Origin of the sequence: Empedobacter brevis NBRC 14943 = ATCC 43319, assembly GCF_000382425.1 — a bacterium.
Lineage (GTDB): Bacteria > Bacteroidota > Bacteroidia > Flavobacteriales > Weeksellaceae > Empedobacter > Empedobacter brevis.
Genome location: NZ_KB908304.1, coordinates 52788 through 69685, shown reverse-complemented (window position 1 = coordinate 69685; position 16898 = coordinate 52788). Strand labels below are relative to the sequence as shown.

At 31.9% G+C, this 16898-nt stretch carries 16 protein-coding genes; 9 read left to right on the top strand and 7 right to left on the bottom strand.

Annotated features, from left to right (window positions below; translation table 11 throughout):
- Window positions 1–166 precede the first annotated feature (166 nt).
- The 5 genes from H277_RS0116570 to H277_RS0116550 form a co-directional block, all read right to left on the bottom strand.
- On the bottom strand, window positions 167–1198 hold the full coding sequence (locus tag H277_RS0116570) for a sulfite exporter TauE/SafE family protein (RefSeq protein ID WP_019976745.1): 1032 nt from the start codon (window positions 1196–1198) through the stop codon (window positions 167–169).
- Window positions 1199–1277: 79 nt separating this feature from the next.
- The gene (locus tag H277_RS19870; RefSeq protein WP_019976744.1) at window positions 1278–1763 is read right to left on the bottom strand and encodes a GNAT family N-acetyltransferase; all 486 of its coding nucleotides are present in this window, start codon (window positions 1761–1763) and stop codon (window positions 1278–1280) included.
- Window positions 1764–1773: 10 nt separating this feature from the next.
- Window positions 1774–2487 (bottom strand): AAA family ATPase, encoded by a 714-nt coding sequence (locus tag H277_RS0116560; protein ID WP_019976743.1) that lies wholly within the window; start codon window positions 2485–2487, stop codon window positions 1774–1776.
- A 218-nt stretch (window positions 2488–2705) separates the two neighbouring features.
- Window positions 2706–3140: a carboxymuconolactone decarboxylase family protein gene (locus H277_RS0116555; protein WP_026357686.1), complete on the bottom strand. Its 435-nt coding sequence runs from the start codon at window positions 3138–3140 to the stop codon at window positions 2706–2708.
- Window positions 3141–3195: 55 nt separating this feature from the next.
- The gene (locus H277_RS0116550; protein WP_019976741.1) at window positions 3196–3780 is read right to left on the bottom strand and encodes a Crp/Fnr family transcriptional regulator; all 585 of its coding nucleotides are present in this window, start codon (window positions 3778–3780) and stop codon (window positions 3196–3198) included.
- 87 nt (window positions 3781–3867) lie between these two features.
- Here H277_RS0116550 and H277_RS0116545 point away from each other — a divergent pair, with 87 nt between their 5' ends.
- Complete coding sequence (locus H277_RS0116545) at window positions 3868–4254, top strand: hypothetical protein (RefSeq protein ID WP_019976740.1); 387 nt, start codon at window positions 3868–3870, stop codon at window positions 4252–4254.
- 53 nt (window positions 4255–4307) lie between these two features.
- On the top strand, window positions 4308–5186 hold the full coding sequence (locus H277_RS0116540) for a DUF808 domain-containing protein (protein ID WP_019976739.1): 879 nt from the start codon (window positions 4308–4310) through the stop codon (window positions 5184–5186).
- Between the two features lie 70 nt (window positions 5187–5256).
- On the opposite strand, the gene porW is transcribed toward H277_RS0116540, so the two are convergent.
- Window positions 5257–7665, bottom strand: coding sequence for a type IX secretion system periplasmic lipoprotein PorW/SprE (gene porW, locus H277_RS0116535; RefSeq protein WP_019976738.1), 2409 nt, complete (start codon window positions 7663–7665; stop codon window positions 5257–5259).
- A gap of 256 nt (window positions 7666–7921) precedes the next feature.
- Here porW and H277_RS0116530 point away from each other — a divergent pair, with 256 nt between their 5' ends.
- From H277_RS0116530 to H277_RS0116505, 6 genes are all read left to right on the top strand, one after another.
- The gene (locus H277_RS0116530; RefSeq protein WP_019976737.1) at window positions 7922–9424 is read left to right on the top strand and encodes a GH3 auxin-responsive promoter family protein; all 1503 of its coding nucleotides are present in this window, start codon (window positions 7922–7924) and stop codon (window positions 9422–9424) included.
- 23 nt (window positions 9425–9447) lie between these two features.
- Window positions 9448–9996 (top strand): acyl-CoA thioesterase, encoded by a 549-nt coding sequence (locus H277_RS0116525; RefSeq protein WP_033422780.1) that lies wholly within the window; start codon window positions 9448–9450, stop codon window positions 9994–9996.
- Window positions 9997–10240: 244 nt separating this feature from the next.
- Entirely contained in the window at window positions 10241–10459 is a 219-nt protein-coding gene (locus H277_RS0116520) for a hypothetical protein (RefSeq protein ID WP_146810542.1), read from the top strand.
- 116 nt (window positions 10460–10575) lie between these two features.
- Window positions 10576–11076, top strand: coding sequence for a hypothetical protein (locus H277_RS0116515; protein ID WP_146810544.1), 501 nt, complete (start codon window positions 10576–10578; stop codon window positions 11074–11076).
- A gap of 49 nt (window positions 11077–11125) precedes the next feature.
- Window positions 11126–11959, top strand: coding sequence for a 5'-nucleotidase, lipoprotein e(P4) family (locus H277_RS0116510; RefSeq protein WP_019976733.1), 834 nt, complete (start codon window positions 11126–11128; stop codon window positions 11957–11959).
- 279 nt (window positions 11960–12238) lie between these two features.
- Complete coding sequence (locus H277_RS0116505; RefSeq protein WP_019976732.1) at window positions 12239–14740, top strand: cation-translocating P-type ATPase; 2502 nt, start codon at window positions 12239–12241, stop codon at window positions 14738–14740.
- A gap of 123 nt (window positions 14741–14863) precedes the next feature.
- Here H277_RS0116505 and pdxR read toward each other — a convergent pair whose 3' ends face one another.
- Complete coding sequence (pdxR, locus tag H277_RS0116500; protein WP_019976731.1) at window positions 14864–16285, bottom strand: MocR-like pyridoxine biosynthesis transcription factor PdxR; 1422 nt, start codon at window positions 16283–16285, stop codon at window positions 14864–14866.
- Window positions 16286–16386: 101 nt separating this feature from the next.
- On the opposite strand from pdxR, the gene H277_RS0116495 reads away from it, so the two are divergent.
- Complete coding sequence (locus H277_RS0116495; protein WP_019976730.1) at window positions 16387–16887, top strand: cupin domain-containing protein; 501 nt, start codon at window positions 16387–16389, stop codon at window positions 16885–16887.
- The last annotated feature ends 11 nt before the right edge of the window (window positions 16888–16898 follow it).

Here is a 16898-nt window from a genome sequence, read left to right as displayed (position 1 = left end):
TTGTTGGTTAAACTTAAGAAAAATAAAGAGAAAGTAAAATTAAAATTTGATTACGAATTATTCTGTGATCTCTTGGAGGTGAAGATAAAATTCCCGAGAGACTTTTTTATAAACACGATTCAATTTTATATAAAATATGTGTAAATAAATAGGAAAAGCAATCGCTTTAAAATTCTAGTTTAGTCAATACACTCCCTTTGTAACAATAGAACTCATAACTTTCTTCACCAATTTTGAACACCTTCTCAAGATTAATCTTATCGTAATTTGGAGAAATTTTGTTGTATTTTTCCAATAAATTTTTTGGCAATTCTTGAGGTTCAATCGGGCGCTCTATTTCAAATTCACCATCTAATGAATACTCTAGGACAAAATCACTGTTTCGCCATTTTAAAGCGGTTTCATTTTTATCGCCTTTATTGGTAGTCGTCAATTGAACTTTATCTTGTTGGATTATTTTTTGAGCACTACTATAAAAAAGTGTAATTCCTGAAATGACCATGGCTGCATAACCAACTTTTCGAAAGGCAAAATCGCTAAATAAAGGCAGAATATATTTGACTGTATAAGAAGAAATAATAGAAGCAAAAGCAATTGTTAAACCAAGTAATAAGGCATTTCTGGAGTATAAGCCGAGCAGAATATAAATGACTAGTTTGATGATGTGAAGAATAATTTCATTCGCAGCCCGTGTCGCAATAATTTCCTCTTTTGTTAATCCGTATTTTAAATAAAATCGATTGAACAATAAGCCAATAGCTCCTGTAATTCCGGATACAAAACCCGCTAAAAAGCCAACAAGAGCTAAAATATATTTGGGCGATGGTTTTTCTTCCTTGTCTTGTTGTTTTTTGTTTAGAAATAATTGTGGAACATTTGCTATCAGCAATACAGCAACAATAATTTGTAAATAAATCGGGTTAATAAATTTGATGAAGTAAGCGCCTATTAAAACTGCCGGAATAGAAAAAGGAACAAACCAAAAAAAGATTTTCCAATGTACGGATTTTCGGAAAGCGGCAATACGAGAAGCTGAACTTGTAAAAGTTCCGATTGTCAAAGAAAAAGGAACAATAGAAGTAGGGATAATGAGATTTAGAATTGGAATTAAGATTAAACTTGCGCCTCCTCCACAAATTGCACTTATCCAAAAAGCTAAAATTGAACCGATGAATAGTAGAAAAACAGTAAAAATCATGAGCCTAAATTTTGTTTTGATGCAAAATTAGGACGATGATTTTAGAAATATTCTTCTGAAGATTTATCTTAAGCAAAACTTAAGAATAGGTAAATTTTAAATGAAATAAGTTCGAGTTTGGATAAACGGTTTGTGAAATAAGTTGAAAATTATTTTTTTCTAAAACTTTACCCGAAGCTAAATTTTTCTTTTTGACCCAGGCTTCAATAAGCATAAATTTTTTTGACTTTAAATCATTCGAAATAATTTTTACCATTCGGGTTGCGTAGCCTTTGTTCCAGAATTTTTCGTCAATCGAATACCCAATAATTGCTTTATCATGAACAGGCTGATACATGATAGTACCAATCAAGTTTTGAGAAGATTTTTCAATGACAGCAAAACGAAATTCATAACCGGAATTTTTCTTTTCCTTATCCCGTTCCAGCATTTTGTACGAATCTTCCATCGTTTTCATTGGGGCAGTTTCCCTATATTTCATGGCATCTGCATTCGAATAAATTTCGAAAAGTCGTTCAACATCGGTGTCTAAAAGTTCTCTGAAGTAAAGTTGATCGTCTTCCATTTTTTAAGTTTTAAGAATTGGTTTGGCGTTCTAATTTTTCAATTAACAAAGCTTTTGCATTTGTTAGTGCATAATCTTTTGCTTCGGCAAAAGAAATATTATATTTACGCTTTAATGACTGAATATCTTTTGGTAATGCTTTCAGAAGTTGATCGTAATACTCGTCCAACATTTTATTTGGAGGCATTTTGAAATCAATTTTTAATTGAAATCTACGCAATAATGCAACATCAAGAATATGAAGATGATTGGTTGCAGCAATCAACAGCGAATTTTGCGGTAAATAGTCGATCAACTGAATGACAGTATTGACTAATCGACGCATTTCTCCAACATCTTTGTCATCATTTCCTCTTGCTTTCCCAATTTGATCAAATTCGTCAAGAAATAAAATGGCTTTTTCGCGGGCAGCTTTATCAAAAAGCATCCGAATATTTTGGGACGTTTCTCCAATTCTGGACGAAACAATATTACTTAGATTCAGAATCAATATAGGTTTTCCGATTTCATTTGCAATAGCTTTTGCTGTAGTTGTTTTTCCACAACCTGAAAATCCATGCAATAGAATCTTATTATTGACAGGTAAATTATATTTGTTCAACTCTTCTATATACTGATGTTCTTTGATCAATTGTTTTACATGAGCCAGGTTTTGCTCATCTAAGAAAACATCATTCAAAGAAATTTCGTCTTTATCATCAACAATTAAATCGTAAATATTCATGTAAAAATCACTTCAAAAACTCAAAATTAAGCTATTTTAAATTGAAAGTAAATTTTTGATGAAAAAAGAAGATCAAGAACAATGAAATGTAATTCTTAAACGAGTTTATAATGATACAGCCAACCGTTTTTAATAAATTACCAAAGATGAAGAGAAACAGTGTTTTAAATTATTTTTTCTGGCAAAAAAAGCTTCATAATTAATTATGAAGCCAGTCTTTATACCATTATGCGAGAACTAATTGCGATTCGGTTCCATGCATTGATGGTTGTAACTGCGATGATAATCAGCGAAATATATTCTTCAGAAAAAAGAGTTGTTGCTTTTTCGTAAGTTTCGTCTGTTAAACCATGTTCACTAATTCGCGTGATCTCTTCTGTCATGGCCAAAATAATGCGTTCTTCTTCCGTAAAAAGAGTGGTTTCTCGCCATGCATTTAATAAAAAAATACGTTGATTGGTTTCTCCAATTGTTATGGCGTCTTTTGTATGCATATTGATACAAAATGCACAACCATTGAGTTGTGAAGCACGAATTTTAATCAATTCTAAATGAAGTTTTTCCAATTCAGAATTGGTTAAAAAGTTTTCTAAGCCATACATTGCTTCGTATGCTTTGGGTGCTAATTTTTGAATGTTCAATCTGTTTTTCATTGTTTTCATTTTTTACAAAGTTCCGGGATTGTAACGTCAAAAAAATTAAACTGGTTTAAGAAATTTCTTTCTTTCGGATTTCACTCAAATATTCAGGTGTGAAACCTAAATAGGAAGCCAATAAATATTGTGGAACACGCTGCAGAAATTCAGGAAAATGTTGTTTGAAATGAAGGTAAAATTCTTCTTTTGTAAATTGCTTTAAATATTTTGACCGCATTTGGGATGCTGCAGTTGTTTTTTGATAAATTTGTTTAAAATAATAATTAAATACAGCGATTCGTTCACACAATAAATCCTCATTCGTTTTACTAATTTTTAAAATAAGCGAATCTTCAACAGCTTGAATATAAAATTCTGAATTCTGCTGATTGATATAAGAAAAAAGATCTGTGATCCACCAATTTTCTATTGCAAATTCTGTTGTTTGTTCATTTCCTTTTTCATTGATAAAGAACATTCTGACACAACCGGAAGCAACAAAATAATTGTATTTACAAATTGAATTTCCATGATGAATCGTTTGTTTCTTCTTGATGGTGAATTCTTCAAAATAGGATGTTGAATTTAGAAAATCTTCGTCTGAAATAGGAACGAATTTCTGTACGTGACTTTTTAAATGACCTAAAGCATTATTCATGTTGTGTTGGTTAAAACGTATGCTAAAAGTAGTTATTAGTTTTCGAATTCAATTATCTTTAACCAAAATTATCAATAGTAACTAACGATGAAAAAATTACTTGTATTAGCGAATTTATGTATAGCGACAGTATTGTTTGCTCAAAATAAAGTGTACGAAGGGGAATTGTATCAAGAGGCGGCTGAAGCTCTTTTTACAGCAGAATTAACCATTACAAAAGACAACAAATATTTGATTAATTATGTTTCGGAAGGATGTAGCGGAGAATTAAAATTTATCAAAGAAGATGAGCTTGGCTTCTTATACTTCAAAGAAAATATTACCAAAGGGAAAGATGTTTGCCAAGATGGTTTAAATGTTTATTTGATTTATACTGATGAAGATAAAAAAACGGTAAATTTTAAATCAGAATTAACTGAAGAAGAGGATGATTTTTATAGAACAATAGGGGATTTTATTTTGAAAGAAAAGTAAAAAAAGATTCACATTATTTTTTACTTTTACCAGGCAAAAAATAGAATAAATTTATGGCGTCAGGGATATTCGCAGTATTAGATGATATAGCTGCTTTAATGGATGATGTAGCGGTAACAAGTAAAGTTGCTGCAAGTAAAACAGCAGGAATTTTGGGGGATGATTTGGCGGTGAATGCTGAAAAAGCAACAGGATTTTTATCTTCAAGAGAAATTCCGGTTTTGTGGGCCATTACAAAAGGGTCATTTATCAATAAATTGATTATTGTACCCATTGTTTTAATCATGAATCATTATTTGCCGGAAGCAATCAAATATGTATTGATTTTAGGAGGTTTTTATTTGGCTTTTGAAGGGGTAGAAAAAATTATTGAATATATCTTTCATCGGGCAAAAAAAGGAGCAGATGTTATACAAGAAGATAAAGAAGAAAATAAAAAGGAGGTTTCTGAAAAATCAAAAGTAAAATCAGCAATTATCACAGATTTTATTCTTTCGATAGAAATTGTAATTATTGCATTGAGTACAGTTTTAGAACAACCGATGATGACACAAATCTTAACAGTTTCTTTTATTGCAATTCTGGCAACGGTTGGAGTGTATGGAATCGTTGCATTAATTGTTCGTATGGATGATGCTGGATTTAAACTAATAAGAGCTTCTCAGGATAAAGGTGTTGTATCGAAGTTAGGACATTTTTTGGTAGATGCATTGCCTTATGTGATTAAGATTTTAGGTGTTGTAGGAACAATTGCCTTGTTATTGGTTTCCGGGCAAATATTTGTTCATAATATTGATTATATTCATCATCATTTGCCTACCGCAATCCCTGTAATAATTAGTGAAGCTTTGGTGGCATTAGTTGCAGGTTTATTTGTTGTATTGATGGTTACAGTTTTCAAAAAAGTTTTTGGTTTAGGAAAAGCACATTAGACTGCATTTTTGAAAATTTATTAAGAAAATAAAAAAGAAAAGCTAAACCTTCTGGTTTAGCTTTTCTTTTTTATTTTCTTAAAGTAGGATTTGCATTTCCTTTTGGTGGTACTTTTTTATTCTGTATTGTTTCTGTTCTTCCTTGAGAAGGAGTAGGGGCAATAGGATCCTCATTTACAGGTTGAGGTTCATCCATAACGGTTGTGTTACTTTTTACATCAATTTTATCAATTGCCTTTGTCTCTGTTTTAGGATTTCTTAATTTGTCTAATAAGTTTTTAGCTTGTTTTGCTTCCTCTGTTCCTTCATATGCCGTTGCAACAACCTCTAAAGCTTGTTCAAATTCTTCTTGCGTAGAAGTTTGTTTTAATGCATAAGCGTTTAATAAAACAAATTTGGCTACGATAATTTCAGTTGGGAATTTTACAATGGCTTCCTGAACTTTTTTCTTTACCTCTTCATATTTTTCGTCTTTATACAAATCGTAAGCGACTTTATAAGCGGCAACCGCTTCTTTTGTCTCAGGAGTGATGTACTCAACCTCTGGATTTAAAATGTAACCAGCATAAATTGTGTTGGGATAATTTGTAAGGATTTCGTTTTTGTACTGGTCTTCTAATTTTTGATCTCGATTTTTATAAATGCGGAACAATTGATATGTAGCTTTTAATTTTACATCTTCTGATTTTGGAGGAGAAGCAATCAAAGCTTTCAATTCTTTACCGGCTAATTCACTGTTATTAAATGTATCAAAATAACCAATCCCTAAAGCTAACTGAGTCGTATCACGCTCAACTTTTAAATCATTTAAGGCTTTCTGAGTTGTAGGAATTTGTTCCAAATAATAATCAATTTCAAAACGTCTTGGATCACCTGCTGCAACTTGTCCGGTTAATTCAGTTTGTTTGTCTTCGATTGTTGTACTGATAGCGTTGGAATTCCTCCAATTATCTTTTAAAGATATCCCTCCCCAAACACGTTGAAATTCTGTTTGACCGGAAGATTTTAAACCTTGATTATAAAAATAGAATTTTCCTTTATCTGCGTTATTAAAACTAGAAGTAAAACTGGCCGTTTTGGTTTCCAACTGAAAAGATTCCATTTCCCTGCGTTCTTCTTCCGCTTGTTTTTCTTCTTTTTTCTTTAATTTTTCAATGTAATCCGTAAAGAACTTAGACTGTTCTTCTTTAGGAAGTGAAGCAATTTTTAGGATAGAATCGTTTTTCTGAATCAAATAATGTTTTGCCATTAATTTTTTTAAGACATCATTTCGTTTTTGAATACGTGTCTGATCTTCCTTTAAATTGTAAGTTGTTTGTGCAGAATCGTAATAGGCAGAAGCATACACATAATCGTTTTGCTTGAATTTTATGTTCCCAAAATTTTCAAAAGCACGTCCACGAATATAAGGATCAGACAAAGGTCCTTTTAAACTTACTTTGGCATATTCTACAGCATCGTCCATTTTATCTGCGCGAAGTGCCATTTCCGAAATACCATAATACAGTTCATTCTTCTTAGAAGAATAAATTCCCTTTTTCGCAACATCAAGCAAATTCTGTTTATAATTTATATAATTATTAATCTTAGGGTCAAAATTTGCAGCAATCGCTAACTGAGCTTTAATCTCCATGTCAAAACCCGGACTCATTTTATACACTTGCGTAAAGGCTTCTCCTGCCTCTTGTTGTTTTCCAAGTTTAGAGAAAACTTGTCCCATTGCATAAAATAAACGAACACGCTCTTCTTTATTTGTTGAATAGTATTCTGCTTTTTGTAATGGATTTAAAGCTTCTTCGTACTTTCCCTGATCAATTAAAAATTGAGCATATGTACGCGCTATCATTGTCGTCAGTTCTTTGCTTTTGTACGGGTCACTTTCATATAAATTTTGCAAAGTTTCAGCTCCATCAAAATAGTTTCCTCCTTTTATCTCTGCTACAGTCTTATATACAGTGGCTTCTTGTGCATATTTAGTATCCTTGAAATTTTTTACAACATAATTTAAAGCATCAAGTGCTTCAAAATATTTTTGTTGATAGAAAAGCGATTTTCCGATCAAGAGATACGCACGTCCCATTAAAGGATTTTTTTCTTGTCCTTTTATCAACATCGAGTGTTTCTCAATTGCTTTAGAAGCCTTGGCCTCTACAGCTGCGAAACCGACTGGTTTTTCTACTCTGTCCTGATTATTACGATTTCCTCCTCCGATACCAAAATTAGGAGTACTAGTCCCGGAATAATTGGTAGAGTCTAAAACAGAAAAATATTCTATTCCAACGGGAAGTATTTTAGCATAATTTTCTACGTAATTTGTTTGTAATTCTGTGTTCTTTTTCTCTAATTCTTCTTCAGCATTAAATACTCCATTAAACCACGATGTCATTTTATGAAATTGTCGGTTTTTGAAACTATTTTTTTGTGTAGAACAGCCGACCAAAAAACTTGCGGCGAATATACTCAGTACAATCTTTTTCATGATAGTGAATAAAAACAAATCTACAATAAAACGTTCGATTAGAAAAAATCTTGTATCCTTCAGAAATTTAAGATAATTTTATATGGAATAGGAATAATTGAAATGTTACTTTTTACAGAACGATTATAAAATGATTGCTAACAATTTAGCTTTAATAGGATTACTGATTTCACTAAGAAAAATCATTGCTGGAGTTGTTAAATAATTAAGAATATTCGTTTAAATTCGACCAATAATAATGTTTTAAAAGAACAGCATGAAAGCTTTTTTAGCGAAAATTTTTGCAAAATACATTGTCAAAAAAGAACAAAAGTGGATTGATCACCCACTTGAAACGCAAGATAAAATTCTAAATGAGTTGATTGTTGCAGCAAAAAATACAAAATTCGGAAGAGATCATCATTTTGATGAAATAAAAACTTACGACGATTTTAAACAATATGTTTCTGTTCAGGATTACGAAGGACTAAAACATTATTTTGATCAGGTAATAGAGGGGCAATCGGATATCCTTTGGCCAGGGAAACCATTATATTTAGCCAAAACTTCAGGGACAACTTCAGGAGCTAAATATATTCCGTTAACAAAAGAGTCTGTTCCGTCTCATATTCATTCGGCAAGGAATGCCTTGTTGTATTATATCCATGAAACTCAAAATTCTAATTTTGTAAATGGAAAAATGATTTTCTTACAAGGAAGTCCGATTCTGGAAGATAAAAATGGATTGAAAATTGGCCGACTTTCAGGGATTAGTGCTCATTTTGTGCCAAATTATTTACAAAAAAACCGTTTACCATCTTACGAAACAAATATGATTGAAGATTGGGAAAGAAAAGTGGATAATGTAGTAGAGGAAACGGTGAAAGCAGACATGACATTGATTTCCGGTATTCCGCCTTGGCTGATTATGTATTTTGAACGCTTGATAAAAATTTCCGGGAAAGAGAATGTCCAATCGATATTTAAAAATTTACAATTGATGGTAACTGGAGGTGTAAATTATGAACCCTATCGAGACAAAATAAACCAATTGGTTGGAAAAAAAATTGATTGTATTCAAACTTATCCTGCTTCAGAAGGATTTATTGCTTATCAAAATACACAAAAAAGTGATGATCTGTTGCTTTTATTGAACAATGGTATTTTTTATGAATTTATTCCGGTTGATGAATTTTTTGATGAAAACCCTACACGTATTTCACTGAAAGATGTTGAAATTGGGAAAGATTATGTGCTTATTCTCAATACGAATGCGGGATTATGGGGATATAATATAGGGGATACGGTTCGTTTTACATCCATTCGTCCATATAAAATTGTGGTTTCGGGACGAATCAAACATTATACTTCAGCTTTTGGAGAACATGTCATTGGACACGAGGTAGAACAAGCATTACAGAAAACATTAGAAAAATATCCTGCAAGAGTGAATGAATTTACAGTTGCGCCGCAGGTTAATCCAACAGAAGGGTTGCCTTATCATGAATGGTTGATAGAGTTTGATCACCAACCACACGATATGGAGGTGTTTAACCGTGAATTGGATGCGCAAATGCGTCAGCAAAATACTTATTATGATGATTTGATTACCGGAAATATTCTGCGTCCGCTTATTGTCTCTGAAGTGAAAAAGGAAGGTTTTCAGAAATACATGAAATCAATAGGAAAACTTGGCGGGCAAAATAAAGTTCCGCGTTTGTCTAATAATCGAGATATTGCAGATGAATTTTACCAACTTAATTTAATTCAAAAAAGTTGAATACATATACAACAACAGATAAAATGATTTATAAAACGGTAAAAAGCTCTTTGGTCACTTTTTCGCAGTTAATGCTTCCATCACATTCTAATTTTAGTGGGAAAATTCATGGAGGATTCATTCTTTCTCTACTTGATCAAATTGCATTTGCCAGTGCTTCCAAATACTCAGGAAAGTATTGTGTAACTGCATCTGTTGATAGAGTAGATTTTTTAACACCGGTAGAAGTAGGAGAATTATTAACCTTAAAAGCTTCGGTCAACTATGTAGGACGAACATCTATCGTAGTGGGGATTAGAGTAGAGAGCCAAAACATTCAGACAGGAGAAATTAAGCATTGTAATTCGTCCTATTTTACTATGATTTGTAAGGAAGAAAATGGAGAAAAAGCAGAAGCGCCAAAATTGATTTTAAAGAATCTGAATGAAGTTCGACGTTTTTATAAAGCTTTACATCGAATAGAGGAGCATCGAAATGCAAAAGAACAAATTAAAAACCCGATTGATTATAAATCACAAGATTTGATTGATCATTTGTTGAATAATCATTTTGTAAAAATAGAAATAGAATAATCATTTTTTACCACGCACTTTATTTATGAATTGAGGAATTTTCTCTTTTTAATGGATTGAAAAGCAGTGATTTATTGTTTGTTTTTTAATTTGATATATCTAAAAGATTAACCAATTGGAGCTCTGTTGATATGTTAATTTTTAATGTTTAAATCAATTAGGCACTGTATTTGTAATGGGAAATCCCCGTGACCTAACAACTATTCCTTTCAAACAATTTTTTAAAGTTTTAAAAATTACAATTATGAAAGCGTTGCTTAAATTATTTTTATTGATCTTTTTTTTTGCTGGGTCAGCGACCATATTTGCTAAGCCAAATAGCATCAGAAATGGTCAACTTCTTAGTACAAATTTTGAAAACAAAGAAACGGTAAAATCACCAAATCCTATCAATTTGTATGGAGCTGGTGTACTTCTTGCGGTTGTTTTATGTGCTTATCGTTTTAGAAAAAAAATCATTTAAGTATACTTTTTTAAATAGTTCAATTCTGCGGACAATTCAATAATATTTACCTTTACAGCATGAAGTATTTAATATTGTTCGTTCTGATTATAATTGTTTTTTTGATTTATAAAAGGTTGAGTTCTAAAAAAGTTATTGAAAAAGAGGAAGAAATAGAAGAACCGAATGTCTCTTTTGTCAAGGTTAAAAAATCAATTCAAAAGAAGGAAATACCAGTAGAAAAGACGATCTCTTATGATTTTTTGATTTCATCGATAACAAAAAAGGATTCTACTTTAGAATTATTGATTTCTATACAGAATTATACCGATAAAACAGTTCGAATTAATTTGCAGAAAGCAATTTATTTCTCAAACAACTTACAACAAACGTTTACAGCTGATGTTACTTTTTATGGTGAGTTGAGTATGGGGACAAACGATATTTTGCTTAAAAATACAATTCTTCCGGATTCTCATGTGATTCGAAATATTTATTTTTTCGGTCATGATTTTTCAATTTTTGAGGAAACTGATTATGTCGAAATTAAATTGGAAGTCAATGAAAAATCGTATGAATTTAGACAATATCTGTACGAATCAACTTTAGATTCAATAAAATTCATACAAAAATCATAGTTCTGGAATTGGATACTATGCTTAATTTTGCAATCAAGAATTAGTTTATATGAAACATTTACAATTGATGCTAGGAAGTGTAATGCTTTTTGGTTTAACAGCATGTCAAACGCCAAAAGTAGCTACACAAGAACAGCAACAAAAAACGGCAGCACATAGTTTACAAGTTGATGGTAAAATTTATGCAGCGTTTTTTCAACAAAGAGCAGCAGAGTATCAGGCTTTAAGTCAACAAGCTTATAATGTTGCAAAATTACGTTTGGATGAAGCAATTGCAAATAAAGGAAGTAAACCTCTGGCTATTGTAACAGATATTGATGAAACTTTTCTGGATAATTCTTATTATGCGGTAGAAATGGCCAAACAAGGTAAAACATGGTCACAAGACAGTTGGGCGAATTGGACTTCTAAAGGAGTTGCCACTCCATTGGCCGGATCGTTAGAGTTTTTTCAATATGCAGCAAGTAAAGGAATTCAGATTTTTTATATTACAAATAGATACGAAGTAGAGCGAGCAGGCACATTGGCTAATTTGGAAAAATACAATTACCCTTTGCAAAGTCCTCAGAATTTAATTTTAAGAAGCAAAGAAAGTAGTAAAGAAGCTCGTCGTCAAAATGTCGCCAAAGATTATGATATTGTTTTATTGTTAGGAGATAGTTTGACAGATTTCTCAACCTTATTTGACAATCATAAATCTGAAAAAGAAAGAGCAGCAGCAGTAGAAACATTAAAAGCCGAATTTGGAAAAAGATTTATTGTTTTGCCAAATGTTGGATATGGAGACTGGGAATCGGCATTGTTTAATTATAAATACGATTTGACACAAGAACAAAAAGATTCGATGATATACGAAGCGGCAAAGGAAATGCCAAGTAACTAATAAAAAAGCCTCTGATTTTCGGAGGCTTTTTTTATGTAACATCTACATGTTAAAGAAATTATTTATAAGTTAAGATTTTTTAATTTCTATTTTGAATAAATTCAAATAAGTAACTCAAGTAAAATAAGTTATATTTTTAATTAGATTTGCTCTAGTTGATGGAATCAAAGTAAAAAGAAATCGAGCTACTCTCTTCAAATTCTTATTTTCAGTATCATTTTATTTTGAGAATAAAATGATGTAGTAAATATATTTCATTCATTTAAATTTTGATAAATCATGTCTTATAATAATATTCCCAAAGATTGGAAAGGGCTTAATGATGATGAAGTTATTATCTCAAGAAAAAAATATGGTTATAATCAGATAAATGCTGATGATAAAAATACAGGGTTGAAATTATTTGTTGGTTTAATAAGAGAACCAATGTTAATATTACTTTTTTCAATTGCTGTAATTTATCTTATTATAGGTGAATATGGAGAAGCTTTTTTTATGTTTTTTGCGATTGTAGCTGTTTCTGCAATTTCATTGTATCAGGATACACGTAGTAAAAAAGCACTAGAAGCTTTGAAAAAGTTGAACGAACCTTTAAGTAAAGTGATCCGTGATGAGACCTTTATAGAGATCCCAACGAACGAAATTGTAGTTGGAGATTTTTGTATAATTGAAGAAGGAAAAATGATTAATGCTGATGGAAAAATTGTGTACAGTAACGATTTTTCTGTGAATGAATCTTCGTTAACAGGAGAGAGTTTATCTGTCTTTAAAGATGCCGGGAGTAAAGATAATCTAGTATACAGCGGAACTTTGGTTGTGTCGGGATTAGCTATTTTTGAAGTGAAGAATATAGGAAAGGAAACTCGTTTAGGAAAAATAGGTGTTTCATTAGTTGATATAAAAGAAGAAGATTCTCCTCTACAGATTCAGATACGGAAGTTTGTTAAAGCGATGGCAATTGTTGGAGTCGTTGTTTTTGTAATGATTTGTATCGTGAATTACATTCATACACATAACCTGATTGATAGTTTGCTTAATGGCCTTACGATAGCAATGTCTGTTTTACCGGAAGAAATACCAGTAGCATTTACAACTTTTATGGCATTAGGTGCTTGGAAATTAATGAGAGAAGGTATTATCACCAAACGAAGCAGTATTGTGGAAACATTAGGAAGTACAACAGTTATATGTACGGATAAAACAGGGACAATCACTGAAAATACAATGCGTCTTAAACATCTTTACGATTATAAGATGGATAAAATTTTTGATGAGAAACATTTTAATGACAAAGCTCTTTCTTCTTTGATCGATTACTCAATGTGGAGTAGTGAACCAGTACCATTTGATCCGATGGAAAAGACACTTCACACAATATACCGAGAAACACAATGGAAAGATGAACGGAAAGATTTTAAAATGATCCATGAGTATCCGTTAGAAGGAAAACCACCTATGATGACACATATTTTTGAAGGTTTAGGGAAAAAAATTATTGCAGCAAAAGGAGCTCCAGAAGCTATTCTTAACGTTTCTACACTTTCAGAGATGGAAAAAATAAAATTAAGGAAACTTGTGCGAGAGTTTGGTCAGCAGGGATTTAGAGTTTTAGGAGTTGCAAAATCACATTTTGAAGGCTATAATTTTCCAGAGAAACAGCAAGATTTTAATTTTGATTTTATAGGGTTTACAGTATTTTATGATCCTCCTAAACAAGGAATTCAGGAAGTTTTTCGTCAAATATACGATGCAGGAATAAAAGTAAAAGTAATTACGGGAGATAATACTGATACGACTAAAAGTATTGCGGTACAGTCTGGGATTATGAATGCGAGCACAGCAATAGAAGGAAAGGAAGTCATGGAATATAAAGAAGAACAACTTTTACGGGTAGTAGAGGAAAAAACATTATTTACTCGAATGTTTCCTGAAGCAAAACTTGCAGTAGTTAATGCGTTGAAGGAAAATGGAGAAGTTGTAGCAATGCTTGGAGATGGTGTAAATGACGGTCCGGCATTGAAAGCAGCTCATATTGGTGTAGCGATGGGTGCAAAAGGAACAGAAATTGCAAAAGCGGCAGCAGCATTAATCATTACCAATGATGATTTAGGCAAATTAATTGTAGGAATTTCATCCGGCAGACGAATTTATGCGAATATTAAGAAAGCGATTCAATATATCATTTCTATCCATATTCCAATTATTCTTACCGTTTCTCTTCCTCTTTTTCTAGGCTGGGCCTATCCTCAAATTTTTACACCTGTACATGTTATATTTTTAGAATTGGTCATGGGACCAACGTGCTCTATTGTATATGAAAATGAACCAATGGAGAAGAACACAATGGAACAAAAACCACGAAAAATGACAGACACTTTTCTTAGTTTTAAAGAATTAGTTATCAGTATTATTCAAGGTCTTGTTATAACTCTTGGTATATTGTTTATCTATCAATATACTCTACAAAACGGTGGTAATGAGGAAAAAACCAGGGCTATGGTTTTTACGACCTTGATTTTTGCTAATATTTTTTTAAGTCTTACCAATCGCTCATTTTACTACAGCTTTTTTGAAAGTTTTCAAAATAAAAATAACTTGTTTCCGATTATGATAGGAGCAACTTTAGTCTTACTTTTCACGTTATTATATGTACCCCCTTTTGCGAATTTTTTTCAAATTGCTCCGCTAAATGTAAAAGAAATAGGTTCAACGATTTTAATTTCTTCAATATCAGTTTTATGGTTTGAATTCTATAAGTTCATGAAGCGAAAACGAAGTTAAATAATTTAATAAAAATGATATAATTTTTTAGGGGAATAAAGTATAAAGAGATTAAGTATAACTTCTTTGTGTACAAATACATAATTGGATTTTGTTTTTTTGAATTGTTAAAAATGGATAGATTTATAACAATTCAGATAATGCAACAATTCCTTCTTCTAATTCATCTTTTGAAAGAGAACCATATCCTAATCTTATTCCGTTTACGGATTTATCAAAACTATAGGTATCAGGTGTGATGATCGTGATTCCCTTACTTTTCAGTTTTTTAGAAGTTTGGTTCCAGTTGACCTGTTTATTGGGGATGATCCAAAAAGCCAAGCCTCCCTCAGGAATGACATAAATAGCCTTTTTTGAAAGATGTTTATTTAACATAGTTGTCATAAAATCTCTTTTGACTTTATAATGATTCGTGGCTTTCTTGATATGTCGTTTTATTGTGCCTTCTTTGATAAGCTGTAAAACAGCTTCTTCCATAATACTATCCCCCTGTACATCAATAATCTTTCGTAGATGAGCAATCTTTTCAATTAAAGTATAATCATTACTTGCTAAATAACCAATACGTAAAGCAGGCGCAACAACCTTGCTCATTGAGCCGATGTACACGAAATTTTTTAATTCCGTAAAACTTGATAAAGGTAATATGGGACGATAACCAAAATGAAACTCATTGTCGTAATCATCTTCAATGACTGTAAAATTATATTCATTCGAGAGCTGTATCAATTCTAACCTTCTTTTCAAACTTAGTGTTACAGTAGTTGGATATTGATGATGTGGTGTAACGTAAATTGCTTTTATGTTGATACCGGATTTTAAATAAGAAACAACTTCTTCAATCAATAAACCATTTTTGTCTACGCCAGCGGGTAGTAATTTTGCTCCTGCATGTTCAAATGCAGCCCAAGCAGGCTTATAACCAGGGTTTTCTACAATAACATAATCATTTTCACTGAATAAGCATTGAGCTATTAAATACATTGCCATCTGACTACCACGGGTAATACAAATACTTTGTTCGTTTACCTGCATACCTCTTTGGTGATTGAGCATTTGCACAATTGACTGTCTAAATTTTAAATCGCCTAATTCATTGCCGTATCCCATCATTTGCCATTTTGCTTTTTGATTAAATATTTGACGATATGCTCTTGCTAATTCTGTAACAGGCGCAATTTTACTATCAGGGCTTCCATCATCAAATTGCAAATGAAAAGATTTATTTGACGTTCTTTTTTCGGAAAAAATGGTTGGTTTATTTTTTTGTACACTTTTAAGATCGGGTAAGGTTTCGGAAACAAAAGTTCCTTTTCTTTCTTTGGAAATTAACCACCCTTCAATAATTAATACATTAAGAGCTTCTACAACAGTATTTCGATTTACTTTTAAAAGCTGTGCAAGGTTTCTGCTTCCGGGTAGAGCATCACCTGCTTTCAACCTTCCGGATTGAATATCTTTTATAATCGCATCTGCTATTTGCAAATAAATGGCTTGATCTGCCTGTTTATTTAGCTGTAGCTCAAATTTCCAATTTCTTAACATCTGGACTATTTATTTTTATAAAAACTGTATCATATTAATAGTCCAAAGGTACAATACTTTTGTATAGCAATAATGCATTAAACATTAAAATAGGATCAATTATGTCAAAATCAGAAACTTCGACAGAAGTAAAAAAGACTATTCATGCAGAACAGAAACAATTTAGTTCTAAAGATTTTCATCAGACTTTTGCACGACCAACCTATGTGAAACCTTCTCATCTTATTCATAAAAATGTTGAGAATGCGGGGGTTCATAACCAATTTTCAGAGGAAAGAAAACACCCGGTTTTCTTTGTCGATTTGCCGAGTAAAAATGTAAGTATGACGATCGGAGGTTTATTGCCGGGACAAAAAACACATCTACATCGCCACACTTATGAAACAGTTTTATATGTCATAGAAGGAAAAGGTTGGACACGTGTTGAAGATGAAGTTGTAGAATGGAAAGCAGGTGATGCTGTGTACATTCCTTCTTGGGCATGGCATCAACATCAAAACTTGAGCGATACTGAATCTGCTAAATATATTGCATGTGAAAATGCTCCTCAATTACAAAATTTGGGAGTTGCATTACGTGAAGAGGAGGGGAGAGATTTTTAATTAAAAAATAA

Bases quoted from the DNA above. Each gene is read 5' to 3' on its own strand.
- H277_RS0116510 (WP_019976733.1), top strand. From the start codon at position 11,126: ATGAAACATTTACAATTGATGCTAGGAAGTGTAATGCTTTTTGGTTTA.
- H277_RS0116545 (WP_019976740.1), top strand. From the start codon at position 3,868: ATGAAAAAATTACTTGTATTAGCGAATTTATGTATAGCGACAGTATTG.
- H277_RS19870 (WP_019976744.1), bottom strand. From the start codon at position 1,763: ATGGAAGACGATCAACTTTACTTCAGAGAACTTTTAGACACCGATGTT.
- H277_RS0116520 (WP_146810542.1), top strand. From the start codon at position 10,241: ATGAAAGCGTTGCTTAAATTATTTTTATTGATCTTTTTTTTTGCTGGG.
- H277_RS0116560 (WP_019976743.1), bottom strand. From the start codon at position 2,487: ATGAATATTTACGATTTAATTGTTGATGATAAAGACGAAATTTCTTTG.
- H277_RS0116540 (WP_019976739.1), top strand. From the start codon at position 4,308: ATGGCGTCAGGGATATTCGCAGTATTAGATGATATAGCTGCTTTAATG.
- H277_RS0116530 (WP_019976737.1), top strand. From the start codon at position 7,922: ATGAAAGCTTTTTTAGCGAAAATTTTTGCAAAATACATTGTCAAAAAA.
- H277_RS0116495 (WP_019976730.1), top strand. From the start codon at position 16,387: ATGTCAAAATCAGAAACTTCGACAGAAGTAAAAAAGACTATTCATGCA.
- porW (WP_019976738.1), bottom strand. From the start codon at position 7,665: ATGAAAAAGATTGTACTGAGTATATTCGCCGCAAGTTTTTTGGTCGGC.
- H277_RS0116555 (WP_026357686.1), bottom strand. From the start codon at position 3,140: ATGAAAAACAGATTGAACATTCAAAAATTAGCACCCAAAGCATACGAA.
- H277_RS0116550 (WP_019976741.1), bottom strand. From the start codon at position 3,780: ATGAATAATGCTTTAGGTCATTTAAAAAGTCACGTACAGAAATTCGTT.
- H277_RS0116525 (WP_033422780.1), top strand. From the start codon at position 9,448: ATGATTTATAAAACGGTAAAAAGCTCTTTGGTCACTTTTTCGCAGTTA.
- pdxR (WP_019976731.1), bottom strand. From the start codon at position 16,285: ATGTTAAGAAATTGGAAATTTGAGCTACAGCTAAATAAACAGGCAGAT.
- H277_RS0116505 (WP_019976732.1), top strand. From the start codon at position 12,239: ATGTCTTATAATAATATTCCCAAAGATTGGAAAGGGCTTAATGATGAT.
- H277_RS0116570 (WP_019976745.1), bottom strand. From the start codon at position 1,198: ATGATTTTTACTGTTTTTCTACTATTCATCGGTTCAATTTTAGCTTTT.